Here is a 21,737-nt window from a genome sequence, read left to right as displayed (position 1 = left end):
ATAGGACAGCCCCCACATGAAGAACAGGCTGGTGATCAGGATAAAGGCCCAGCGCAGATTGGCGGTCACGGGGACGCCCGGCTGCGCGGAGGCCGCACTTTTTTCAGCAAGCATGGTGATACCCTCGTATCGTCTGGCGATGATGATGTTGGCGTTATTGCTGTTGCAGAGAGAAAATCCGCGCCATTTCCACCCATTTTTCGCCCTGCGGCGTCCAGGGGGTGGCGGCCTGGTAGTGCCACATCAGCGCTTCCCATCGCTGTACTTCGGGGTTGTTCAGGCTGGCGGCGTCAAAGCGCGCGGCGTCGAAATCGGCGCTGACCTCCACGATCATGAACAGCCGGGTGCCCAACCGGTAAATTTCCATGTCCAGAATGCCGTGCTCGCGCAAATGCGCGGCGATGCCCGGCCAAATGCGCTGATGATGCTGCTGGTACTCCGCAATCAGCGCCGGTGAGTCAATCAGATCGAGCGCCTGGCAGAAACGGCGCCGCCCTGCCGCCGCGCCGCTCACGTCAGCGCCCGATCGAGATGCAGGTAGCCGCCGTCCACCGACAGCCACTGCCCGGTGGTATGCGATGACCGCGACGACAGCAGAAACGCCACGGTATCGGCGATTTCTTGCGGCGTGGTCATGCGCTGCCCGAGCGGAATGCGCGCGGTGATTTTCTCCATCTGCCGCTGCGGCTCGGCGAAGGTGTTGAGCCAGCGCTGGTACTGCGGGGTGATCACCTCCGCCGGCACCACCGCGTTCACCCGCACCCCGTCATGGCGCAGCGACACTGCCCATTCGCGCGTCAGCGCCAGCACCGCGCCCTTGGCGGCGGTATAGCCGCTGGTGCCGCCCTGGCCGCTGAGCGCGGTCTTTGAGGCGATGTTGACGATGGCGCCCCGGCTCTCCCGCAGCGCCGCCTGGCACAGGTGCGCCATCAGGTAGTAGTGCACCAGGTTCTTTTCCAGCGAACCGACGAACGCTTCACGCCCCGCCTCCAGCCCGACGCCGTCATTGACCCCGGCGTTATTCACCAGCCCGTCGACGCGGCCGAAGGTCGCCAGCGTCTGGCTGACCGCGCGGCGGCAGGCCGCCTCATCGCACAATTCGGTGAGGATCACCTCGGTGCGCGGCTGCAGCCGCTGCAAATCGGCCAGCAGCGCCGCCTCTGGCGCGGCGTTGGTGACCAGCACCGGGATCGCCCCCTCTTCAGCCAGCACATGAGAAATCGCCGCGCCGATGCCGGCACCGCCGCCGGTGACCAGCACCACCTTATCTTGCAGATACAGATCCATAACCAGACTCCGTTAAACCGTAAATTCGCCAGGCGGTGTCGCCCCAAATCGCCGCCTGCTCGGCAGCCCCCAGCGTCGACAGCGCCCGTTCGCACAGTTGCACCACCTGGCGGTAGTCGCCGGCCAGCAGGCACACCGGCCAGTCGGAGCCGAACATCAGCCGCTGCGGGCCGAACGCCTCCAGCGCGGCGTCGAAGAACGGCAGCAGTTCCTCCGCCCGCCACCGGCCGCCCGGCGCCTCGGTGATCAGGCCCGAAAGCTTGCAGGCCACGTGCGGCAGCGCCGCCAGCGGCCGGATTTGCTGCGCCCAGTGCCGCGCGCCGCGCGCGATGTCCGGCTTGCCGAGGTGATCCAGCACCAGCCAGTGCTCGTCATGGCGGGCGGCGAACGACGCCGCGGCCGCCAGATGCCGATGCGTCACCAGGATCTCGTACACATACCCGGCGCGCTGCAGCGTTTGCATGCCGCGTTCCACCTCCGGCCGCGCCAACCAGGCCGCCGGATCCGCTTCGTCCTGCACCTGATGGCGCACCCCGCGCAGCGCAGCGCGCGGCCTCAGGGCCTCCAGACGCTGCGCCAGCTGCGGCGCGGCGATATCCAACCAGCCCACCACGCCGCATACGCCTTCGCTCCGCTCAGCCAGCGCCAGCAAGGCCAGCGTCTCTTCCTCGCTGGGGCGCGCCTGCACCGCCAGCGCGCTGTCGAAACCGTGTTCCTGCAACAGCGGCCGCAGCCGGGGCGGATCGAAATCCTGCCGCAGCACGCGCATCCGCTCGTCGATCCACGGGTAGTGCTGCGGGTGGTAGCGCCAGTAGTGCTGGTGAGCGTCGATGCGCGGCATGCGATCCTCCCGCTTCACCCGCGGAACCGGTATTGCTCGATCGACGACGGGTGCATCTCGATCGAGTAACCGGGCCGGCTCGGCGGCATGTAGGCCGCGCCGTTGATCACGCAGGGATCGACAAAGTGTTCATGCAAATGATCGACGTACTCGATCACCCGGCCTTCGTGGGTGCCGGCGATACACAGGTAGTCGATCATCGACAGGTGCTGCACGTATTCGCACAGCCCGACGCCGCCGGCGTGCGGGCAGACCGGCAGCTGGTATTTGGCCGCCATCAGCATCACCGCCAGCACTTCGTTGACGCCGCCGAGACGGCAGGCGTCGATCTGCACCACGTCTACCGCGCCGCGCATGATGAACTGCTTGAACATGATGCGGTTCTGGCACATCTCACCGGTGGCCACCTTGACCGGCGCCACCCCTTCGCGGATGCGGCGATGCCCTTCGACGTCGTCCGGGCTGGTCGGCTCTTCGATAAACCAGGGGTTGGCAAACGCCAGATGTTTCACCCACGGAATGGCTTCGTCCACCTCCCACACCTGGTTGGCGTCGATCATCAGCCGGCGATCCGGGCCGATCACCTCACGGGCGATGCGCACCCGGCGAATGTCGTCTTCCAGATCGCGCCCGACCTTCAGTTTGAGGTAGGAGAAACCGGCGTCGACCGCTTCCTGGCACAGGCGGCGCAGCTTGTCGTCCGGATACCCCAGCCAACCTGCCGAAGTGGTGTAGCAGGGGTAACCTTCCTGCAGCAGCCGCTCCAGGCGCCGTTCTTTGCCCTCGGCCCGCTGTTTCAGCAGCGCCAGCGCTTCCTGCGGCGTGATGCAGTCGGTGATGTAACGGAAGTCGATGCAGCGCACCAGCTCCTCCGGCGTCATCTCTGCCACCAGCCGCCACACCGGTTTGCCGACCGATTTGGCCCACAGATCCCACACCGCGTTGACCACCGCGCCGGTCGCCAGGTGAATGGCGCCTTTGTCCGGCCCGATCCAGCGCAGCTGGCTGTCGCTGGTGAAGCGCCGCCAGAAGGCGCCCATATCGGCGGCGATCGTCTCCAGCCGCTCACCGACGATCTGATGCTCCAGCGCACGGATCGCCGCGCAGCAGATCTCGTTGCCGCGGCCGATGGTGAACGTCAGTCCGTGGCCGCTGAGATCCGCGCGGTCGGTCTCCAGGATCACGTAGGCGGCGGAATAGTCGGGATCCGGATTCATGGCGTCGGATCCGTCCAGCCCCAGCGAGGTGGGGAAACGAATGTCTTCAACCCGCAGTGCGGTAATGGTGGTCATGGCGGCGCTCCCGGTTAAGCCTGTACGGTTTGCTGGCGCTGTTCGCCCAGCCCTTCAATGCCCAGACGCATCGTCTGGCCCGCCCGCAGGTAGATGGGCTGCGGTTTCTGCCCCATGCCGACGCCCGGCGGCGTGCCGGTGGAGATCACGTCGCCCGGCTGCAGGCTCATAAAGCGGCTGAGGTAGCTGACGATCTGCGGAATGCGGAAGATCATGGTGCTGGTGTTGCCGTCCTGATAGCGCTTGCCGTCCACCTCCAGCCACAAATTCAGGCTGTGCGGATCGGCGATCTCGTCGGCGGTCACCAGCCAGGGCCCGATCGGCCCGAAGGTGTCGCAGCCTTTGCCCTTGTCCCAGGTGCCGCCGCGCTCAATTTGATATTCGCGTTCTGAGACGTCGTTGATCACGCAATAACCGGCGACGTGGCGCATCGCATCCACTTCGCTGATGTAGCGCCCGCCCAGGCCGATCACCACGCCCAGCTCCACTTCCCAGTCGGTTTTCTGCGAGCCGCGCGGGATCTCCACCCGGTCGTAGGGGCCGACCACCGCGCTGGTCCATTTGTTGAACACCACCGGTTCTTCAGGAATGGCCGCGCCGGTTTCCGCCGCATGATCGGCGTAGTTCAGGCCGATGCAGATGAACTTGCCGATGCCGCCGACGCAGGCGCCGAGGCGCGGCTCCCCCTCGACCAGCGGCAATGCGGCGCTGTCCAGCGCGCGCAGTTTGGCGAGCGACGCCGGCGATAACGCGGCGCCGCCCACGTCGGCGATATGCTGCGACAGATCGCGCAGGCGGCCCTGTGCATCCAACATGCCGGGGCGCTCTTGCCCAGGTTGCCCGTAACGTAAAAGTTTCATGCGTTCCTCTCTCAAAAAAGGCGGATCAGTTGCTCCAGCCGCCGTCGATGATCTGCACCGTGCCGGTGGTGTACGAACTGGCGTCGGAGGCCAGATACAGCGCCAATTGGGCGATTTCCTCGGTGGTGCCGATGCGCCCGATCGGCTGACGGGCGACGAACGCCTGATACACCTCTTGCTCGCTGCGCCCCTGTTCGCGCGCCTGCTCGGCGATGCGCTGGCGCAGCGACGGCGATTCCACCGTGCCGGGGCAAATGGCGTTGCAGCGGATGCCCTGGGTGACGTAATCCGCCGCCACCGAGCGCGTCAGGCCGATCACCGCCGCCTTGCTGGCGCTGTAGGCGAAGCGGTTCGGCACCCCTTTCACGCTCGAGGCCACCGAAGACATGTTGATGATCGAGCCTTTGCCGCGCGCCAACATGCCCGGCAGGAAGGCGCGGATCATGCGGAACATCGCGGTCACGTTGAGATCGAGCGCGAACGCCCACTGATCTTCGCTGCAATCGAGGATCGATCCGCTGTGCACTACGCCGGCGCAGTTGAACAACACGTCGATCGGGCCGATCGCTTCCGCCGCCGCCGCGATGGCGGCCGGATCGGTGACGTTCAGCGTCAGCGCGCGGATCCCGGCGCAGCCCTGCAGGCGCTCGAGGTTGATATCGCTGGCGATCACTTCGGCGCCGGCGGCGGCGAACAGCCTGGCGGTGGTGAATCCGATCCCTTGCCCGGCGGCGGTGATCAGTACGCGTTTCCCGGTTAAATCCATCTTGACTCCTCGGCCTAAAGGTCTAATGGTCAGGCCACTAAGGGCGATTAAAGGTCAGGCCTCTAACATGACAAAAGACGCTTTACGCGTTATCGTTGGGGGAAGAAGTTAATAAAACAGCCTTGAAACCACATTTCAATTAACCATTTTTTTACACTTGAATAACGATTACTCAAGCGCCTTGTCGCATAATTGTGCGCCAAATCACTGAACGCCGAATCGTCAAAGGTCAAAAATGCCGATTACCCGACTGGAAAACCCAAGGATTTACAGACAGATAGCCGACCAGCTCAAACGTCTTATCGAGAATAACGAATTTCCGCCTGGCAGCCGCCTGCCCTCGGAGCGCGATCTCGCCCAGCAGTTGCAGGTCAGCCGCGCGTCGGTGCGCGAGGCGCTGATCGCGTTGGAAGTGATCGGCCTGGTGGACGTCAAGGTGGGCAACGGGGTGATCGTGCGTTCGCAAACGCCGCCGGCGGCGTCGCAGGAGTCGGTGATGGCCCAGGCCGGCCGCAACCAGTGGGCGGAGATCGACGACGAACTGAATATCGAGCTGGATTTCAACGCCGAGCTGCCGCCGTTTTCACTGCTGCAAACCCGCCTGCTGATTGAACCGGAGACCGCTGCGCTGGCCGCGCGCCACGCCACCGACGAGGAGCTGGCGGGCATCCGCGCCGCCTATGAGCAGAACTGCCGCGATAACCGCGCCGGCTCCGCCACCCACCCCGGCGATCGACTGTTCCACATCCGCATCGCCCAGGCCAGCGGCAACCCGGCTTACGCGTTCATCATCGGCCATCTGCTCGGCCACCGCTACGGCAGCATGTTCCGCGTGCTGCAGCGCCACTATACGCCGGACGACATGCCGCACCGCTCCGAGCTGGAACACCGGGCGATCCTGGCGGCGATCGAAGCGCGCGATGTGCGCGGCGCCCGCAAAGCGATGAAGGCGCACCTGGATGAAGTGATCGCCATTTTCGCCCGCGCGCAGTAAGCCGCCGGCGGTGAAAAAATTTTATCGCCACCGCTCTTTTTTCTACATGCAGCGGGGGGGCGGGCACATTACACTGGGCGATGGATTACGCCCTTTCCCGCTGCATTGTTAAATGGATAACGACCGTTGAAGAACTCTGTCTCCGCTTTATTGCTGGCGCTGGGCCTGTGCGCCGCGCCGCTGGCCGTGCAGGCCGCGCCCCCGCAGCTGGCTTCGCAAATCGTCGACCAGTATGCCGAACATATTTTCTACAACAGCGGCGCCACCGGCATGGCGCTGGTGGTGATCGACGGCAATCAGGTGGTTAACCGCAGCTTCGGCGACACCAAGCCCGGCAATAACCTGCGCCCGCGCCCGGATTCGCTGATCCGCATCGCCTCGATCACCAAGCTGATGACCAGCGAAGTGATGGTGAAAATGGCGGCGGCAGGTCAGGTCAAGCTGACCGATCCGCTGCGCAAGTACGCTCCCAAGGGCGCCTATGTGCCGTCTTACAACGCCGGCCAGCCGATCACGTTATTGAACCTGGCGACCCACACCAGCGCGCTGCCGCGCGAGCAGCCGGGCAAGAAGCCGCCGAAAACGCCAGTGTTCACCTGGCCGACCAAGGTCCAGCGCTGGCAGTGGCTGGCGCACGCCAACGTCACGGTGCCGCCGGGCGTGCGCGCCGCTTATTCCAACCTGGCGTACGATCTGCTGGCCGACGCGCTGTCGCGCGCCGCGGGCAAGCCTTACAGCGCGCTGCTGAAAGAGAAAATCACCGCGCCGCTCGGCATGGTGGACACCACGTTGACGCCGAGCCCCGAACAGTGCTCGCGCCTGATGGTGGCGGCGGCCGGCCCGAGCGCCTGCCGCGACACCACCGCCGCGGCCGGCAGCGGCGGGGTCTACTCCACCCCGCGTGACATGCAGCGCTGGATGCAGCAATTCCTCTCTTCCAGCGCCAGCGGTCCGCGCAAAGCCACCGCCGCCAGCGAGCAAACCATGTACTTCCAGCGCCACGATCTGGTGTCGCTGAAGGGCATGGACGTGCCGGGGCAAGCGGATGCATTGGGATTGGGCTGGGTGTATATGGCGCCGAAGGACGGGCTGCCGGGCATCATTCAGAAGACCGGCGGCGGCGGCGGATTCATTACCTACATGGCGATGATCCCGGCGAAAAACGTCGGGGTGTTCGTGGTGGTGACCCGCTCGGAGCTGAGCAAGTTCACCAACATGAGCGATCCGGTCAACCGCCTGGTGAGCGATCTGGCGGCCAACAAGAGCTGATATGCGGGGCGCAGCCTGCTGCGCCCCAACGCCTCAGGCCGGCACCGCCATCTGATGGATCACCGGATGGAAGTTGCGCTTGAAGTAGATCAGGCCGTTGCCGGCTTCGCTCAGCGCGATCTGCTTGATCTGCACCAGATACATCTGGTGGGTGCCGATGCTCTGGATCTGCTCGATCTCCCCTTCCAGGCTGGCCAGGGTATTGCGCAGCACCGGCTGCCCCAGCGCGCCGAGCTGCCACTCTTCCAGCCGGAAACGATCTTCCATGCTGACGCCGGTCATGCCGGCGAAGTGGCGCGCCATCAGCTCCTGCTCATGGTTGAGCACGTTGACGCACAGCCTGCGGTTTTCCTGAAACACCGGGTTCATCGCGCTGTTGCGGTTGATGCACACCAGCAGCGTCGGCGGCGTATCGGTCACCGAGCACACCGCCGTGGCGGTGATGCCGCAGCGCCCTGCCGGGCCGTCGGTGGTGACGATATTCACCGCCGCCGACAGGCTGGCCATCGCGTCGCGAAAGCGCAGCCGCTGTTCATTTTCCTGAGACATACAACCTCCTCCTGAATTACTTCAGCAGATTATCCAACTGATTAATATCGTCATTGTTCCGCAGGTGCGGCACCTTCCAGCCGTGCTGATCGTAATCGGCCAGGCACTTGTCGACCATCTGCATCATGCGATCCATGTTGCCGGATCCCTGCGCATGGCGCAGGCACTGCAGGCGGATCTCATCCTGGCTGCCGGCGTAGTTGATCTCATACAGCTCGTGGCGCCCGCCGAATTCGCTGCCGATCGCGTCCCACATCAGCTTGAGGATCTTGATGCGCTCGACGTGATCCATGCCGTCCGATCCGCGCACGTAGCGCGCCAGGTACTTGTCAATCTCCGGGTTGTTCATGTCGCGCACGCTGGACGGCAGGTAGATCAGGCCGCTGGTGACGTTCTTCTCGATGATGTGTTTCACCTTGGTGTAGGCCATCGGCGCCATCACGCGGTAGGTTTGCAGCGCGGCGGAATCCGGCAGGTAAGCGCCGTTTTCCCATTGAGTGGCTTCGGCGCACATCGCGTCGCTCAGCGACCAGAACAGGTTGCGCCAGGCCACCACTTCGCCCAGATCGGCCTGCACGCCGCGGAACTCCAGCACGCCGGTGCACGAGAGGCTCTTTTGCAGCAGCGCGGTGATGAAATCCATCTTCACCGCCAGGCGCACGCAGGCCTGCAGCGGGAACAGCCGGGCGAAACCGCCCTGGGTGCTCCAGCGGCGACAGCGGTCGAAATCGCGGTAGATCAGCACGTTTTCCCACGGGATCAGCACATGATCCATGATCAGGATCGCGTCGTTCTCGTCGAAGCGGCTGGTCAGCGGGTAGTCGAACGGCGAACCGGTCGCGCCGGCCACCAGCTCGTAGGAGGCGCGTGAAATCAGCTTCACCCCTTCGGCGTCCATCGGCGCCACGAACATCAGCGCAAAGTCCGGATTATCGCCCATCACCTGCGCCGAACCGAAGCCGATGAAGTTGTAGTGGGTCAACGCCGAGTTGGTGGCCACCACTTTGGCGCCGCTGACGATGATGCCGGCGTCGGTCTCTTTCTCCACCTGAATGTAGACGTCCTTCACCTCGTTGACCGGCTTATGGCGATCGATCGGCGGGTTGACGATGGCGTGGTTGAAATAGAGCCCGGTTTCCTGAATCCGTTTGTACCAGTGGCGCGCGTTATCGGCGAATTGACCGTAGAACTCCGGATAAGCGCCCAGCGCGCAGCCGAAGGCCGCTTTATAATCCGGCGTGCGCCCCATCCAGCCGTAGCTTTGACGCGACCAGTCGGCGATGGCGTCACGCTGCTGGCGCATCTCCTCCGGGCTGCGGGCGTAGCGGAAGAATTTGTGGGTATAGCCGCCGTTGCCGGTGTCGGTATTCCAGCACAGGCGATCCTGGCTGGCCGGATCGTGCAGCGCGTCGTACAGCTGGCCGACAGACGCCGCCGCGTTGCGGAACGCCGGGTGGGTGGTGACGTCTTTCACGCGCTCGCCGTAAATGTAGATTTCGCGGCTGTCCTGCAAACTTTTCAGGTATTCGGCGCCGGTGAACGGGCGTTTGCTGTCGGCACGAAAGTCTTCTGGTTTCATCGGGTCTTCCTCGTCATCGGCATTTTTCAGGCCGTGGAGTCGGCCATTTGTTAAAATAATGTTTTCTTTTGGTTGCTTAATTGAAGCTGCCAAAGCCGGTTTCGAGAAGAGACTTTTGCGGCAATCGCCGGTACTTTTCAGGTCAGTTTGCCGCTTTCGCGGCAAACTGTGATCGCGGTTACGAAAGGGCGTGTTGCGCCGCGCGGTAGGTCGAGGGGGAACAGCCTTCCAGCCGATTGAAAAAACGGGCGAAATAGGCCGGATCCTTGAAGCCGAGGCTGTAGGCGGTTTCATGCACCGTGCAGGCGCTGAACAGCAGCATGCGCTTGGCCTCGCGCAGCAGCCGATCGAAGATCAGCCGCTTGGGCGGCCGGTTGGCGAAGCGCCGACACAGATCGTTGAGCCGCGATTCAGTCACCCCCAACGCCTGCGCATACTCCGGCACCGGCAGGTGCTCGCGAAAACGCTCGTCCACCATCTTGTTGAAGCGCTGGAACAGCTGCAGTTCGCCGCGCACGCCGCTGTTGGCGCTGTCTTCCAGCGCGGTGTTGCGCAGCAGCAGCGTGAACACCGCCTGCGCCAACAGCGCCAACGTCTGTTCTCGCCCGGCCAGGTTCTGCGCGAACTCGCGGCGGATCAGCGCCCAGTAGTGGCTGAGCGCCGTCAGTTCCTGCGGCGCATCGGCCAGCGACAGGCAGATGCCCGGCATGTCCAGCGCCAGGTTGCTGCCGGGGTACAGGCGCTCCAGCAGCGGCCAAATCAGCTCCTGGCGCACCGTCAGCACGTGGCCGTCGCTGTCCGGTTCGGTGAAGAACGCATGCGGCACCGACGGCGGCGTGAGGATGAACAGCGGCGCCTGCACCGAATAGTGCTGATCGTCGAGCTGCAGCTCTATCTTGCCGGTCTCCAGGAAATGCACCTGGAAGAAGCAGTCGTGCCAGTGCACCTGCATGTCGCGGCCGAAGAATGCCGCCAGCCCGGCGAAGGTTTCGTAGTGCACCTCGTCGGCGGCGTAGCGCGCGTCATACTCTTTGCAAATATCGATGTTGGCGATAAAGCCGGTACTTTTCCGCACCTCATGACCTCCTGCAATCCTGCCTATCTGCGTATCAAGGCGTCGCTCTCGGGCGCGAATCCTTCATCGGGATGCGCCACACCAGCACGGCGCCAACGATCAACAGCGCCGAGACGAAATACAGCCCGGAGTTGAAGCTGCCGGTCAGATCCTTGAACCAGCCGATCAGCAGCGGGCTGAGCGCCGATCCGATGTTGCCGGTGGCGTTGATCACGGCTATCCCCACCGCTCGCGCTTCCAGGCTGATCGACTGATCCGGCGTGGTCCAGAAGATCGCCATGGCGGTAAAGGAACCGACCGACGCCATCACGATCCCCAGCAGCTGGATCAGGCTGTGATCGGTGGCGGACGCCAATAGCCAGCCGGCGGCGGCGAACAGGTACGGCAGCGCGGTGTGATGCTTGCGCTCCTGCAGCCTGTCGGATCGTTTGCTCCACCACACCATGCCGGCGATAGTGCAGATCTGCGGGATCGCCGCCAGGATGCCGATCGTCACGTTGCTGCTGCCCTGGTTAAAGCTCTGCAGGATCTGCGGCGTCCAGATGTTGATCGCGCTCAGGGTGTTGGTCAGGCAGAAATAGGCCAGCGTGTACATCAGCACAATCGGCGTGCAGATCTCACGCCACAGGCTGCGCTGCTGCAGCGCGCGGTGGCTGCTCGGCCCGTTGGGCTGCACCAGCTGCAGCTTGTCGGCCTCCATCATCGCCTTCAGGCTGGTTTTTTCGTCGTCGGTCAGCCACTTGGCTTTGGCTGGCGTGTCGTCGAGATAGAACCACACCACCACGCCCAGCAGCACCGACGGAATGCCTTCCAGCAGAAACAGCCACTGCCAGCCCTTCAGGTTCATCACCCCATCCAGCGCCAGAATATAGCCGGAGACCAGCGAACCGATCGCCATGGTCACCGGCATGGCGATCATGAACAAGGCGTTGGCGCGAGCGCGATAAAACGCCGGGAACCAGTAGGTGAGGTACACCAAAATGCCCGGCAGGAAGCCGGCCTCGGTGATGCCGACGATCATGCGCAGCACGTACAGGCTGGTCGGCCCGGTGGCGAACATGGTGCAGGTGGAAGCGATACCCCACAGCACCATGATGGTGGCGATCCAGCGCCGCGCGCCGACCCGGCTCAGCATCATGTTGCTGGGAATGCCGAAGATCACGTAGGTGACATAGAACAACGTCGCCGCCAGCCCGAACATGGTCGAGCTGAGGCCGAGATCTTTGCCCATCGTCAGCCCGGCGAAGCCGATGTTGATACGATCGAGGAAAGAGAAAACAAACAACACGAACAGGAAAATGATCAGGCGCCGAAACAACTTTTTAATCACCGATTGCTCGGCGGCGGTTAACGCTTTATGTTGCTGCGCCGGGTTGGCCGGCGGCAGCGAATCGACGTGGTTCATGGTTCAGTAGACTCCCGATGAAGGCGCTTGCGCCCCGCCCTGTTTGAACTCGTCCGCCAGGGCTTCCGCCGCCCGCGCCAGCAGAGTGGTATCCACCCCTACCGCGACGAACAGCGCGCCGGCTTCCAGATAGCGCTGCGCCAGCGCCTTGTTGGCCATCAAAATGCCCGGCGCCTTGCCGGCGGCGCGGATGCGGGCAATCGCGTCGTCGATGGTGCGCTGCACCTCCGGGTGCTGCGGATTGCCGGCAAAGCCCATGTCGGCGCTGAGATCAGCCGGGCCGATAAACACGCCGTCCACCCCTTCCACCTGCAAAATGGCGTCGAGGTTTTTCACCGCTTCGCGGGTTTCAATCTGCACCAGCACGCACATCTGCTCATCGGCCTGCTGCAGGTAATCGGGCACCCGGTTCCAGCGCGAGGCGCGCGCCAGAGCGCTGCCGACGCCGCGCACGCCGTGCGGCGGATAGCGCGTGGCGCGCACCGCGTCGCGCGCCTGTTCGGCGTTTTGAATCATCGGGATCAATAAGGTTTGCGCGCCGACGTCCAGCAGCTGCTTGATGATCACCGCGTCGTTCCACGGCGGCCGCACCACCGGCTGGCTCGGGTAAGGCGCGACCGCCTGCAGCTGCCCCAGCACCGTTTGCACGTTGTTGGGCGCATGTTCGCCGTCGATCAGCAGCCAGTCGAAACCGGCGCCGGCCAGCAGCTCGGCGCTGTAGCTGCTGCACAGGCCGAGCCACAGCCCGATCTGCGGGCGTTTTTCCTGCAGCGCTCGCTTGAAGTGGTTGGTTAACATCGCATTCTCCCTGACAAGCGGGTGCGCCGCGTGGCCCCCGCCCGGTTATTGCGGCCCGGTTCGCCGAGCCGGCTTATTAGACGAAGCGGCAGCTGATGCAGCCCATCGGGCCGTAGTCGACGTGGAAAGTATCGCCGCGCCGCGCCGGCACCGGCCGGGTGAAGGAACCGCCGAGGATCACCTGCCCCGCTTCCAGCTCAACCTCATACGGCGCCAGCTTGTTGGCCAGCCAGGCCACGCCGTTGGCCGGGTGGTTGAGCACCGCGGCCGCCACGCCGGACTCTTCAATCACGCCGTTGCGGTACAGCAGCGCGGAGATCCAACGCAGATCCAGCGCATCCGGCTTGATCGGCCGCCCCCCCATCACCACCCCGGCGTTGGCGGCGTTGTCGGAGATGGTGTCGAACACCTTGCGCGGCCGCTGCGTCTCGGGATCGACGTTGTGGCTGCGCGCATCGATGATCTCCAGCGCCGGAATGACGTAGTCGGTGGCGTTGTAGACGTCGAACAGCGTGCAGTTCGGCCCGCGCAGCGGCTTGGCCAGCACGAACGCCAGTTCCACCTCCACCCGCGGCACGATAAAGCGATCGATCGGAATGTCGCTGCCGTCGTTGAAGAACATGTCGTCCAGCAACGCGCCGTAATCCGGCTCGGTGATCTGCGAACTCACCTGCATGGCCCGTGAGGTCAGGCCGATCTTGTGGCCTTTGAGCGTGCGCCCCTCGGCGATCTTCAGCTCCACCCACTGCCGCTGAATGGCATAGGCGTCTTCAATGGTGATCTCGGGATGATCGAGCGACAGGGCGCGGATCTGCTCACGACTCTTTTCCGCCTGATGCAGGCGCTGCACGGCGCGGTTAACCTGCTCTTTATCCAGCATTTACGACCCCTTATTCACGCCTTGTTGAACAGCGCGTGGACATTGTTCTGTTTGTAATTCAGCACCGGATCCAGCTCTTCCATGGTGAAAGAGAGCGCCAGGTAACGCTGCGCCATCAGCGCGGCGAAGTGTTCCGTGATCAGCGCAAACAGCATCTCGCCCACCTGCTGCCGGCTTTCCAGACTGCGGCCGTGGCCGATCTTCAGCGTCATGTGCACGAAGGCGTAATCCTGTTTGCCGTCGGCCATCTGCCAGGTGTCGAGCCAGATGGCGCGGCTGCGCACGCCGGCCAGCGGGAAGATGCCGGTCGCCGCCAGCGCCTCGTTGACCTTGGCGAACAGGGTGGGCAAATCCGCCTCGCGGCGGATGTTGTCGGTGCATTCAGCGTAAAAATGGGGCATAGCGTTCTCCAGACGGCGCATAGGCGCGGGCGCGGCCCGCGCAGCGGCATTTACAGCGTATTGCCAAGTTTGAAACCTTTTTCCGTATCGCCCTCGCGGGTATAGGAAAAACCGTCTGCGCCGATGGTGACGGCCATTTCGCTGGGCGCACTGCGCTCGATGACCGGCTGCGGCTGCCCATCGAGATCCAGCACCAACGAGCCTTCGGTGTACCAGCTCGGCACCACCGGATTGCCCCACCAGTCGCGGCGCTGGTTATCATGTACGTCCCAGGTCACGGTCGGGTTGTCCGGATCGCCGGTATAGTAATCCTGCGTGTAGATTTCCACGCGGTGGCCATCGGGATCGCGCAGGTAGAGATAAAACGCGTTGGAGACGCCGTGACGGCCGGGGCCGCGTTCGATCACATCGGATTTGCGCAGCGCGCCGAGCTTGTCGCAGATGGCCAAAATGTTGTGCTTTTCATGGGTGGCGAAGGCGATGTGGTGCATGCGCGGCCCGGCGCCGCCGGTCATCGCGGTATCGTGCACCGTCGCCTTGCGGCGCATCCAGGCGGCGTAAACCACGCCGTCTTCATCGCGGATGTCTTCCGTCACGCGGAAGCCCAGCCCCTGGATGTATTCCACGGCGCGCGGCACGTCAGGGGTGATTTGGTTAAAGTGGTCGAGGCGCACCAGCGCGCCCGGCGTATACAGATCGTAGCGCCAGGCCAGACGCTCGACGTGCTGCACGTCGTAGAAAAACTCATACGGGAAACCGAGCGGGTCCTCTACCCGCACCGCATCGCCGATGCCTTTGGCGAACCCATTCACCCGCCGCTCGGTGCGGCAACCAAGCGCCTTGAAATACGCTTCGGCGCGATCGACGTCTTCCGGCGTGCGCACGCGGAAAGCAAACGCCGCCACGGCGGCGACCGGGCCTTCGCGCAGCACCAGGTTATGGTGAATGAACTCCTCCATCGAACGCAGGTAGAGGGTTTTATCCTCTTCGGCGGTCACGACCAGGCCGAGGATATCGACGTAAAATTCGCGTGCGGCTTGAAGGTTCGTGACCTGAATTTCCATGTAGGCACAGCGCACGACGTCGGGAGCAGGGACAGCATCAGTGGTCAGTTTTGTCGTCATTGTTCTCATCTCTTTCGTTATTATTGTGGCCTGAGGCTCAAACGCCCCATTTCGGGATCGGGTGGTCGCCCATGGAAATGCACACGTTCTTCATTTCGGCGAACACTTCGAAGCTGTATTCGCCGCCTTCGCGGCCGGTGCCGGAGGCTTTCACGCCGCCGAACGGCTGGCGCAGATCGCGCACGTTTTGGGTGTTGACGAAAACCATGCCGGCTTCAATGCCGCGGGCCAGGCGCAGAACCTTGCTCACATCCTGCGTCCAGATGTACGACGCCAGGCCGTACTCCACGTCGTTGGCCATGCGCAGGCCGTCTTCTTCCGACTTGAACGGCAACAGGCAGGCCACCGGCCCGAAGATCTCCTCCTGCGCCACGCGCATCCGGTTGTCGACATCCGCCAGCACCGTCGGGCGCAGGAAGTTGCCGTGGCTCAAACCGGCCGGTTTATCCGGGCCGCCGGCCAGCAGGGTCGCCCCTTCTTCCACCCCGAGGCGGATATAGCCGGAGACTTTTTCCCAGTGCTGCGGGCTGATCAGCGCCCCCACCTGGGTGTTGGGATCTTGCGGATCGCCCACGCGCAGACGGTTGGCGCGCTCGGCGAAGCGTTTGACGAATTCCGGGTAGATGCTCTCCTGAATGAAGATGCGCGAGCCGGCGGTGCAGCGTTCGCCGTTGATCGAGAAGATGGTGAACAGCGCGGCGTCGAGCGCCCGCTCGATGTCGGCGTCTTCAAAGATCAGCACCGGCGACTTGCCGCCCAGCTCCATGGAGAATTTCTTCAGCCCGGCACTTTCGATGATGCGGCGGCCGGTGGCGGTGCCGCCGGTGAAGGAGACCGCGCGCACGTCTTTATGGCGCACCAGCGCGTCGCCGGCGGTGGCGCCGTAGCCCTGCACCACGTTCAGCACCCCGGCCGGAATGCCGGCCTCCAGCGCCAGCTCGCCCAGGCGATCGGCGCTCAGCGGCGACAGTTCGGACATCTTCAGCACCGCCGTGTTGCCCAGCGCCAGGCAAGGCGCGGTTTTCCAGGTGGCGGTCATGAACGGCACGTTCCACGGCGACACCAGCGCGCACACCCCCACCGGCTGCACCAGCGTGTAGTTGAGCATCTTGTCGTCCACCGGGTAGGTCTTGCCGTTCATCTGCTGGCACACCTCGGCGAAGAACTCGAAGTTGTGCGAAGCGCGCGGGATCAGCACGTTTTTGGTCTGATGGATCGGCAGGCCGGTGTCGGCGGTTTCCATTTCGGCGATCTGCGGCACGTTCTGGTCGATCAGTTCACCCAGACGGCGCATCAGGCGCGCGCGCTCTTTCATCGGCGTGTTGGCCCATTTGGGGAAAGCCTCTTTCGCGGCCGCCACCGCCTGGTCGATCTCCAGCTGACCGCCGGAGGCCACTTCTGCCAGCACCTCGCCGTTCGCCGGGTTGGTGGTGGTGAAATACTCTTTGCTGGCGACGTTCTTGCCGTTGATCCAGTGGTTGATGGTTTTCATCGCAGGCTCTCCTCGTAATCTTTTTCACTGATAATGTGGTTAACCAGACGGCCGATGCCCTCGATCTCCACCACCACTTCATCGCCCGGCTGCACGTCGGCCAGCCCTTTCGGCGTGCCGGTGGCGATCATGTCGCCCGGCTGCAGCGTCATGAATTCGCTCAGGTAGGCGATCAGGAACGGAATGTCGAAAATCATGTCGGCGGTGCTGCCGCGCTGGCGCAGCTCGCCGTTGACGTAGGTGCTGAGCGCCAGCCGGTGCGGATCGGCGACGTCGTCGCGATCGACAATGTACGGCCCGATCGGCGTCAGGGTATCGCGGCTCTTCACCCGCAGATTCGGCCGGTAGTAGTTCTCCAGGTAGTCGCGGATGGCGTAGTCGTTGCACAGGGTGTAACCCGCCACATACTCCATGGCGCGCTCGCGGCTGACGTTGCACGCGGTCTTGCCGATCACCGCCACCAGCTCGGCTTCGTAATGCATGTACTCCACGCCGGCCGGACGCACCGACACCTGACGGTGGCCGGTCAGGGTGTTCGGCGCCTTGAGGAACACCAGCGGCTCTTCCGGCGCCTTGAATTCCAGCTCGCTGGCGTGGTCGGCATAGTTCAGCCCCAGGGCGAACACCGTGCCCTGCGCCGGCGGCAGCCATTCCACTTCGCGCTCCTGCAGCACCTCGCCGTTCGGCAGCGTGACGCGCAGCTGGTCGTCCACTTGAACGTTGACGATCTGGCCATGATGGCGAATACGGGCATGTTTCATGATGCAGCTCCTGCCTGGGTGACGCGGTTGGTGAGAGTGGGCAGGCCGGCGGCGCGCACCGTCACCTCATCCCCCGGTTTGATCTCCACCCGCTGGTGAGGGGTGCCGATCAGCACCGCATCGCCCGGCTGCAGGGTGATGAAATCGCTGATGGCGGCGATCAGTTCCGGCACCGAGCGCACCAGATCGGCGGTGGACCAGCGATCCTGCTCCACGCCGTTGATCTCGGTGACGATCTCCAGCCGATCGGCATTCTCCAACTGGCCGATCTCTCCCAGCGGGCAGAACCCGTCGCGGCATTTGGCCTTGATCGCCGGGCGGTAGAAGCTGCTTTCCGGCAGGCTGACGTCGTTGGCCAACGCATACCCGGCCAGATAACGGCCCACCTGCGCCGCCGGCACCTTGCGCGCGGTGTCGCCGATGATCACCGCCAGCGTGCCGCCGCTCTGCACGGTTTCACCGGCCGGAAACGGGATCGCCCCGCCGTTGGCGAGGTGGGTGTTGCGCGGTTTGATAAACCACACCGGGGTTTTGGGCGGGGTTTGATACGGCGGCTGGTGAAACGCCTGATCCCAGGCGTCCAGTTGGCTGCGGTGGTTCAGCGCAACGGAAAATACGGTGCCTTTCATGCGAACTCCTCCAATGGCAAAACATGACAACCGGCATTCATTAACATATTAATGATTACTTTTATACGCTGTGCAGCTTTTACGCAACGCGCTTGGAATGATTTGTGATCGTGATAACAAAATATTCACAAACAACGAACATTGGCGTGATTATTCAACGCATTAATCATTTTTCTCGCCATTTTTCGCTGCGCCGCGCATTTTTGCTTTATCCCTACGGGTAACTTTGGCTACTATTAAGTTATTAACAAAATCGGGCTTTGCGGGGCAGGCGCCCCCATGACGAGCGCCGAACAGCGAACACCTTGATAGCTAAGGCCAAACTTATGCATGAATCGTTAACCATCGCCCTGCTGCAGGCGCGTGAAACCGCCATGGGGTTCTTCCGCCCGATCCTGAAAAGCCACAACCTGACCGAACAGCAGTGGCGCATCATCCGCGTGCTGGCCAACAGCCGTTCGATCGAATTCCACGAACTGGCGGCGGAAACCTGCATCCTGCGTCCCAGCCTGACCGGCATTCTGTCGCGCATGGAGCGTGATAAGCTGATCTTCCGCCTCAAGCCGGTTAACGATCAGCGCAAGCTGTACGTGTCGCTGACCCAACAGGGCCAGGATCTGTATGAAGTGGCGCGCCACCAGGTGGAACAGGGCTACGCCGAGATTGAAGCCGCTTTCTCGCGGCAGAAAATGGACCAACTGATGACGTTGCTGGACGAGCTGATCACCCTGGGCGACAGCCTGCCCGCCAACGTCACCGCGCATCCCGCCAAGCAGTGATTTAACCAACCGGAATTCTCAAATTAATTGGCGTTGCAGCCAACAACGCTGCAGCGTCAAGTAAGCAGAGAATTCGTTTCCGGCAACAGCGCGCCGCCGTCCACCACCAGCGTCTGGCCGGTGATATAGGCCGCCGCCGGCGAGGCGAGAAACACCATCGCCGCGGCGATGTCTTCCGGTTCCCCCAGCCGCCCGAGCGGCACCGCAGCGGCGATCGCCTGATTCACCTGCGCATCGCCCAGGTTGGCCATCGCCGGCGTGCGGATCATCCCCGGCTCCACGCCGTTGACGCGAATATTCTCCGCCGCCAGCTCCAGCGCCGCCGCGCGAATAAACCCGTTCACCCCGGCCTTGGAGGCGGCGTAGTGCGCCAGCCCCGGATACGCCACCCGCGGGCCGGTCACCGACGAGGTCACCAGCAGGCTGCCGCCGCCGGCGCGGCGCATCCACGGCAGCGCCGTTTGCGCCAGAAAGAACGGCGCCATCAGATTGACGCTCAGCGTGCGTTGCAACAGGGCCGCGTCGATGGCAGCGAACGGCGTCAGCGGAAAATAGGCGGCGTTGTGGATCACCACATCCAGCCGTTGATGCCGCTCGCCCACCGCCGCCACCAACTCGGCTATCTGCCCCGGCTCGGCCAGATCGCAGGCCAGCGCCTGCACGTTCAACCCTTCGTCCCGCAGCGTTTGCGCCGCCGCCTGCGCCTGCGGCAACTGCACGTCCGCGATCGTCACCTCGGCGCCCAGCCGGGCAAACGCGCTGACGATCGCCAGCCCAATGCCCTGCGCGCCGCCGGTCACCAGCACCACCTGTCCTGCAAAGGCATCGGCCGCATAGGTTGCGCTCATCGGCCTATCCTCGCGGGTGGCGCGTGGTGTTCAGCACCTGCGCATGGGCGCCCACCGCAAAGTTGCTCAACGCGCTGAAATCGCTGCCCTGATAACCGAGGATCTTGCCGTCGGTGCGCATGCCCTGCAGATCGATCATCACCACCCCCAGCGTCGGAATGATCTTCTCGCGCCAGACGAACAGATAAAGCTGCTCCGCCACCTTCACGTAGTGGCAGCGATCGACATCCGCCAGCCCTTTCTCCACCCCGTCCAGACACTGCCAGGCGTAGAAGTTGTCGTTCAGGTAGATGTGCTCGTACCGTTCGGTCGGGCTGTAGGTGTACATATTGCGCATGCCGATCAGCTCATCGGTAAAGCCCGGCGGCGCCACGTCGGCGTCATCCAGCGTGCCGAAGCGGAATTCGGCCTCGACCGCGGTCAGCGGCAGCCCCTGCTCCACCCGGCTGAAGGCGTCGAGCCGCGTCTGCGCTTCGTCCGGCAGTTGGCCGTACACCGCGCTGAAGTTGCCCTGATTGCGGTCGCACACCAGCGTAATGCTGGCGTTGGCGCGGGCGGGATCGAGAAAATCGATGAACAACACGCCGGGGCGAATGCTGGTGGCGCGATAGGCGATACCGCGCCGCTCACCCCACTCCAGCGTCTGCTCATCGGTAAACCGACAGCGCTGCGTCGCGCCGTCGCTAAAGCGCAGCGTCAACGTGGCGCCCGCCAGGCCGTGCTGCCGTTCCAGCGTGTTGCTGTGCGGCGCAAAACCTTCCGCCAGCGCGCCAACCTGAATGAATACCGCTTCTGAACTCATGGAAATGCTCCTTACAGGGAAGTGAAAGCCAAGGTCGGCACATCGACGATAGTGGAGCCGCCGTCGGCCACCAGCGCCGCGCCGGTAATGATGGAAGCTTCGCTGGAACAGAGGAAACGGCAGACGCGGGCGATCTCCTCGGCGCTGGCCGGCCGGCGCAGCGGTACGTCGCGACAGACCATTTGGTAGGCCTGCTCCAGCGAAATCTGATGGGCGTCCATCAGCAGTTGCATCTCTTCGTCCGCCATCGGCGTGGTCACCCAGCCCGGGCACACCGCGTTGGCGCGCACGCCCAGCGGGCCATAGTCGCGGGCAATGGAACGCATCAGCCCGATCAGCGCGTGCTTGGCGGTAACGTAGCCGCAAACCTCCGGCCCGGCGGCCAGCGAGGCGATCGAGGCCACGAACAGCAGGTTGCCGCCGCTCTTGATCAGCTCCGGCAGGCAGGCGCGCGCACTGGCGAAAGCGCTGTTGAGGTTGCTGTCCATCGCCCCTTGCCACTGCGCGTCGGTCATCTCGGTAATGCGCTTGAAGCCCATGCCGCCGGCGCTGCCGATCAGGCAGTCGATGCGCCCGGCGTCGCGCAGAATGGCCGGCAGCAGCGTGTGGGCCCAGCTCTCGCCGCTGGCGGCGTCGCCCACCAGCGCCTGCGCGCCGATCTCTTGCGCCAGCGCCGTCAGCGGTTCCGGACGGCGGCCGATGATGAACACCCGATCGCCCTGCGCCGCCAGCAGACGGGCGCAGGCGGCGCCGACGCCGGTGCCGCCGCCGGTAATCACAACCACTCTATTCATGATTCAGCTTCTCCATCAGTTGGCCGATCATCAGCAGACTGCTCAACAGCAGCCGCCGCTGTTCGGCATCCAGCCGCAGATAGCGGCGGCCGGCCGGCACGCGGCTGACCACCTCCGAGGCGGCGAAATGCTCGATATCCACCTGCCAGCGCCCGTCGTTCACCGTCAGCCGCACGCGGCGAAAATCCAGCTGCGCCAGCGTCTCGCCGATCTGCGGGTAGCGCTGCAGGCCGGCCAGCAACCGCTGCGCGGCCGTATGGCGCTGACGCAGCAGATAGCGCACCCCGCGCCGCCGCAGCCAACCGCCGGCCACCACGTCCAGCGTCAGCGGAGGCTGCGCTGCGCATGCGCCCTGCAGCCGAAAACGGTGGCTGACGATATGCGCCATAAACAGCCCCTGCACCTGTTCGCTGACCTCGATCTGCGGCCCCTGCGGCAGCGTCAGCCGCAGCAGGCCCGGCGCCAGGCGTTCGCACGCGTAGGGTTCCAGGTTGCGCGCCAGACGATCCAAC

Annotated in this window: 24 protein-coding genes; 3 read left to right on the top strand and 21 right to left on the bottom strand. The window is 63.9% G+C overall.

Annotated elements, in window-relative coordinates; all coding sequences use genetic code 11:
• Window positions 1–154 precede the first annotated feature (154 nt).
• The 6 genes from ADK28_RS13260 to ADK28_RS13235 are packed head-to-tail and all read right to left on the bottom strand — an operon-like array spanning window position 155 to window position 5,046.
• Window positions 155–514: an L-rhamnose mutarotase gene (locus tag ADK28_RS13260; RefSeq protein WP_015376547.1), complete on the bottom strand. Its 360-nt coding sequence runs from the start codon at window positions 512–514 to the stop codon at window positions 155–157.
• Window positions 511–1,287: an SDR family oxidoreductase gene (locus tag ADK28_RS13255; RefSeq protein ID WP_048795861.1), complete on the bottom strand. Its 777-nt coding sequence runs from the start codon at window positions 1,285–1,287 to the stop codon at window positions 511–513. The genes ADK28_RS13260 and ADK28_RS13255 overlap by 4 nt, the downstream gene beginning before the upstream one ends.
• Complete coding sequence (locus ADK28_RS13250) at window positions 1,265–2,128, bottom strand: amidohydrolase family protein (protein ID WP_048326043.1); 864 nt, start codon at window positions 2,126–2,128, stop codon at window positions 1,265–1,267. The genes ADK28_RS13255 and ADK28_RS13250 overlap by 23 nt, the downstream gene beginning before the upstream one ends.
• 14 nt (window positions 2,129–2,142) lie before the next feature.
• Window positions 2,143–3,420, bottom strand: a complete 1,278-nt coding sequence (locus tag ADK28_RS13245; RefSeq protein WP_048795860.1) for an L-fuconate dehydratase — start codon at window positions 3,418–3,420, stop codon at window positions 2,143–2,145.
• Window positions 3,421–3,434: 14 nt separating this feature from the next.
• Window positions 3,435–4,280 (bottom strand): fumarylacetoacetate hydrolase family protein, encoded by an 846-nt coding sequence (locus tag ADK28_RS13240; protein WP_048795859.1) that lies wholly within the window; start codon window positions 4,278–4,280, stop codon window positions 3,435–3,437.
• Between the two features lie 25 nt (window positions 4,281–4,305).
• Complete coding sequence (locus ADK28_RS13235; protein ID WP_016929185.1) at window positions 4,306–5,046, bottom strand: SDR family oxidoreductase; 741 nt, start codon at window positions 5,044–5,046, stop codon at window positions 4,306–4,308.
• 235 nt (window positions 5,047–5,281) lie between these two features.
• Here ADK28_RS13235 and ADK28_RS13230 point away from each other — a divergent pair, with 235 nt between their 5' ends.
• Both ADK28_RS13230 and ampH read left to right on the top strand, forming a co-directional pair.
• The gene (locus ADK28_RS13230) at window positions 5,282–6,040 is read left to right on the top strand and encodes a FadR/GntR family transcriptional regulator (RefSeq protein WP_004933150.1); all 759 of its coding nucleotides are present in this window, start codon (window positions 5,282–5,284) and stop codon (window positions 6,038–6,040) included.
• A 126-nt stretch (window positions 6,041–6,166) separates the two neighbouring features.
• Window positions 6,167–7,309, top strand: coding sequence for a D-alanyl-D-alanine-carboxypeptidase/endopeptidase AmpH (gene ampH / locus ADK28_RS13225; RefSeq protein WP_048795858.1), 1,143 nt, complete (start codon window positions 6,167–6,169; stop codon window positions 7,307–7,309).
• Between the two features lie 33 nt (window positions 7,310–7,342).
• Here ampH and hpaC read toward each other — a convergent pair whose 3' ends face one another.
• The 11 genes from hpaC to ADK28_RS13170 form a co-directional block, all read right to left on the bottom strand.
• Window positions 7,343–7,858: a 4-hydroxyphenylacetate 3-monooxygenase, reductase component gene (hpaC, locus tag ADK28_RS13220; protein WP_016929186.1), complete on the bottom strand. Its 516-nt coding sequence runs from the start codon at window positions 7,856–7,858 to the stop codon at window positions 7,343–7,345.
• Window positions 7,859–7,874: 16 nt separating this feature from the next.
• Window positions 7,875–9,437 (bottom strand): 4-hydroxyphenylacetate 3-monooxygenase, oxygenase component, encoded by a 1,563-nt coding sequence (hpaB, locus tag ADK28_RS13215; RefSeq protein WP_004933158.1) that lies wholly within the window; start codon window positions 9,435–9,437, stop codon window positions 7,875–7,877.
• 178 nt (window positions 9,438–9,615) lie between these two features.
• Window positions 9,616–10,512 carry a 4-hydroxyphenylacetate catabolism regulatory protein HpaA gene (gene hpaA, locus ADK28_RS13210; protein ID WP_004933161.1) on the bottom strand — a complete coding sequence of 299 codons (897 nt, stop codon included), beginning with the start codon at window positions 10,510–10,512 and terminating at the stop codon, window positions 9,616–9,618.
• A gap of 34 nt (window positions 10,513–10,546) precedes the next feature.
• Entirely contained in the window at window positions 10,547–11,917 is a 1,371-nt protein-coding gene (gene hpaX, locus ADK28_RS13205; RefSeq protein WP_048795857.1) for a 4-hydroxyphenylacetate permease, read from the bottom strand.
• Between the two features lie 3 nt (window positions 11,918–11,920).
• Window positions 11,921–12,715 (bottom strand): 4-hydroxy-2-oxoheptanedioate aldolase, encoded by a 795-nt coding sequence (gene hpaI / locus ADK28_RS13200; protein ID WP_033631724.1) that lies wholly within the window; start codon window positions 12,713–12,715, stop codon window positions 11,921–11,923.
• 76 nt (window positions 12,716–12,791) lie between these two features.
• Window positions 12,792–13,595: a 2-oxo-hept-4-ene-1,7-dioate hydratase gene (gene hpaH, locus ADK28_RS13195; protein WP_004933170.1), complete on the bottom strand. Its 804-nt coding sequence runs from the start codon at window positions 13,593–13,595 to the stop codon at window positions 12,792–12,794.
• Between the two features lie 14 nt (window positions 13,596–13,609).
• Window positions 13,610–13,996: a 5-carboxymethyl-2-hydroxymuconate Delta-isomerase gene (locus ADK28_RS13190; protein WP_048795856.1), complete on the bottom strand. Its 387-nt coding sequence runs from the start codon at window positions 13,994–13,996 to the stop codon at window positions 13,610–13,612.
• A gap of 50 nt (window positions 13,997–14,046) precedes the next feature.
• A complete protein-coding gene (hpaD, locus tag ADK28_RS13185; RefSeq protein WP_025305186.1) occupies window positions 14,047–15,120 on the bottom strand; it encodes a 3,4-dihydroxyphenylacetate 2,3-dioxygenase in 1,074 nt (357 codons plus the stop codon).
• A gap of 37 nt (window positions 15,121–15,157) precedes the next feature.
• On the bottom strand, window positions 15,158–16,612 hold the full coding sequence (gene hpaE / locus ADK28_RS13180) for a 5-carboxymethyl-2-hydroxymuconate semialdehyde dehydrogenase (RefSeq protein ID WP_033631722.1): 1,455 nt from the start codon (window positions 16,610–16,612) through the stop codon (window positions 15,158–15,160).
• Window positions 16,609–17,373 carry a fumarylacetoacetate hydrolase family protein gene (locus tag ADK28_RS13175; protein WP_048795855.1) on the bottom strand — a complete coding sequence of 255 codons (765 nt, stop codon included), beginning with the start codon at window positions 17,371–17,373 and terminating at the stop codon, window positions 16,609–16,611. The genes hpaE and ADK28_RS13175 overlap by 4 nt, the downstream gene beginning before the upstream one ends.
• Window positions 17,370–18,002 (bottom strand): fumarylacetoacetate hydrolase family protein, encoded by a 633-nt coding sequence (locus tag ADK28_RS13170; protein WP_025305184.1) that lies wholly within the window; start codon window positions 18,000–18,002, stop codon window positions 17,370–17,372. The genes ADK28_RS13175 and ADK28_RS13170 overlap by 4 nt, the downstream gene beginning before the upstream one ends.
• Before the next feature lie 326 nt (window positions 18,003–18,328).
• On the opposite strand from ADK28_RS13170, the gene hpaR reads away from it, so the two are divergent.
• Window positions 18,329–18,781 carry a homoprotocatechuate degradation operon regulator HpaR gene (hpaR, locus tag ADK28_RS13165; RefSeq protein ID WP_004933183.1) on the top strand — a complete coding sequence of 151 codons (453 nt, stop codon included), beginning with the start codon at window positions 18,329–18,331 and terminating at the stop codon, window positions 18,779–18,781.
• Window positions 18,782–18,837: 56 nt separating this feature from the next.
• Here the strand turns inward: hpaR and ADK28_RS13160 are convergent, their stop codons facing one another.
• The 4 genes from ADK28_RS13160 to ADK28_RS13145 all read right to left on the bottom strand — a co-directional run.
• Complete coding sequence (locus ADK28_RS13160) at window positions 18,838–19,629, bottom strand: SDR family oxidoreductase (RefSeq protein WP_033638798.1); 792 nt, start codon at window positions 19,627–19,629, stop codon at window positions 18,838–18,840.
• 4 nt (window positions 19,630–19,633) lie between these two features.
• Window positions 19,634–20,431 carry a MoaF C-terminal domain-containing protein gene (locus tag ADK28_RS13155; protein WP_016929195.1) on the bottom strand — a complete coding sequence of 266 codons (798 nt, stop codon included), beginning with the start codon at window positions 20,429–20,431 and terminating at the stop codon, window positions 19,634–19,636.
• 11 nt (window positions 20,432–20,442) lie between these two features.
• The gene (locus ADK28_RS13150) at window positions 20,443–21,225 is read right to left on the bottom strand and encodes an SDR family NAD(P)-dependent oxidoreductase (RefSeq protein ID WP_025305180.1); all 783 of its coding nucleotides are present in this window, start codon (window positions 21,223–21,225) and stop codon (window positions 20,443–20,445) included.
• Window positions 21,218–21,737, bottom strand: a 520-nt coding sequence (locus ADK28_RS13145) for a DUF3156 family protein (protein WP_048795854.1), incomplete at its 5' end; no start/stop codon positions are given. The genes ADK28_RS13145 and ADK28_RS13150, both read right to left, overlap by 8 nt.

Origin of the sequence: Serratia sp. 506_PEND, from assembly GCF_001076875.1 — a bacterium.
GTDB lineage: Bacteria > Pseudomonadota > Gammaproteobacteria > Enterobacterales > Enterobacteriaceae > Serratia > Serratia marcescens.
The sequence above is the reverse complement of the archived record's forward strand: the minus strand, read 5'-3'. Positions and strand labels throughout refer to the sequence as shown.

Bases quoted from the DNA above. Each gene is read 5' to 3' on its own strand.
- hpaE (WP_033631722.1), bottom strand. From the start codon at position 16,612: ATGAAAACCATCAACCACTGGATCAACGGCAAGAACGTCGCCAGCAAA.
- ADK28_RS13250 (WP_048326043.1), bottom strand. From the start codon at position 2,128: ATGCCGCGCATCGACGCTCACCAGCACTACTGGCGCTACCACCCGCAG.
- ADK28_RS13170 (WP_025305184.1), bottom strand. From the start codon at position 18,002: ATGAAAGGCACCGTATTTTCCGTTGCGCTGAACCACCGCAGCCAACTG.
- hpaB (WP_004933158.1), bottom strand. From the start codon at position 9,437: ATGAAACCAGAAGACTTTCGTGCCGACAGCAAACGCCCGTTCACCGGC.
- ADK28_RS13160 (WP_033638798.1), bottom strand. From the start codon at position 19,629: ATGAGCGCAACCTATGCGGCCGATGCCTTTGCAGGACAGGTGGTGCTG.
- ADK28_RS13255 (WP_048795861.1), bottom strand. From the start codon at position 1,287: ATGGATCTGTATCTGCAAGATAAGGTGGTGCTGGTCACCGGCGGCGGT.
- hpaH (WP_004933170.1), bottom strand. From the start codon at position 13,595: ATGCTGGATAAAGAGCAGGTTAACCGCGCCGTGCAGCGCCTGCATCAG.
- hpaD (WP_025305186.1), bottom strand. From the start codon at position 15,120: ATGACGACAAAACTGACCACTGATGCTGTCCCTGCTCCCGACGTCGTG.
- ADK28_RS13230 (WP_004933150.1), top strand. From the start codon at position 5,282: ATGCCGATTACCCGACTGGAAAACCCAAGGATTTACAGACAGATAGCC.
- hpaC (WP_016929186.1), bottom strand. From the start codon at position 7,858: ATGTCTCAGGAAAATGAACAGCGGCTGCGCTTTCGCGACGCGATGGCC.
- ADK28_RS13155 (WP_016929195.1), bottom strand. From the start codon at position 20,431: ATGAGTTCAGAAGCGGTATTCATTCAGGTTGGCGCGCTGGCGGAAGGT.
- ADK28_RS13175 (WP_048795855.1), bottom strand. From the start codon at position 17,373: ATGAAACATGCCCGTATTCGCCATCATGGCCAGATCGTCAACGTTCAA.
- ADK28_RS13235 (WP_016929185.1), bottom strand. From the start codon at position 5,046: ATGGATTTAACCGGGAAACGCGTACTGATCACCGCCGCCGGGCAAGGG.
- hpaX (WP_048795857.1), bottom strand. From the start codon at position 11,917: ATGAACCACGTCGATTCGCTGCCGCCGGCCAACCCGGCGCAGCAACAT.
- ADK28_RS13240 (WP_048795859.1), bottom strand. From the start codon at position 4,280: ATGAAACTTTTACGTTACGGGCAACCTGGGCAAGAGCGCCCCGGCATG.
- ADK28_RS13245 (WP_048795860.1), bottom strand. From the start codon at position 3,420: ATGACCACCATTACCGCACTGCGGGTTGAAGACATTCGTTTCCCCACC.
- ADK28_RS13150 (WP_025305180.1), bottom strand. From the start codon at position 21,225: ATGAATAGAGTGGTTGTGATTACCGGCGGCGGCACCGGCGTCGGCGCC.
- hpaI (WP_033631724.1), bottom strand. From the start codon at position 12,715: ATGTTAACCAACCACTTCAAGCGAGCGCTGCAGGAAAAACGCCCGCAG.
- hpaR (WP_004933183.1), top strand. From the start codon at position 18,329: ATGCATGAATCGTTAACCATCGCCCTGCTGCAGGCGCGTGAAACCGCC.
- ADK28_RS13190 (WP_048795856.1), bottom strand. From the start codon at position 13,996: ATGCCCCATTTTTACGCTGAATGCACCGACAACATCCGCCGCGAGGCG.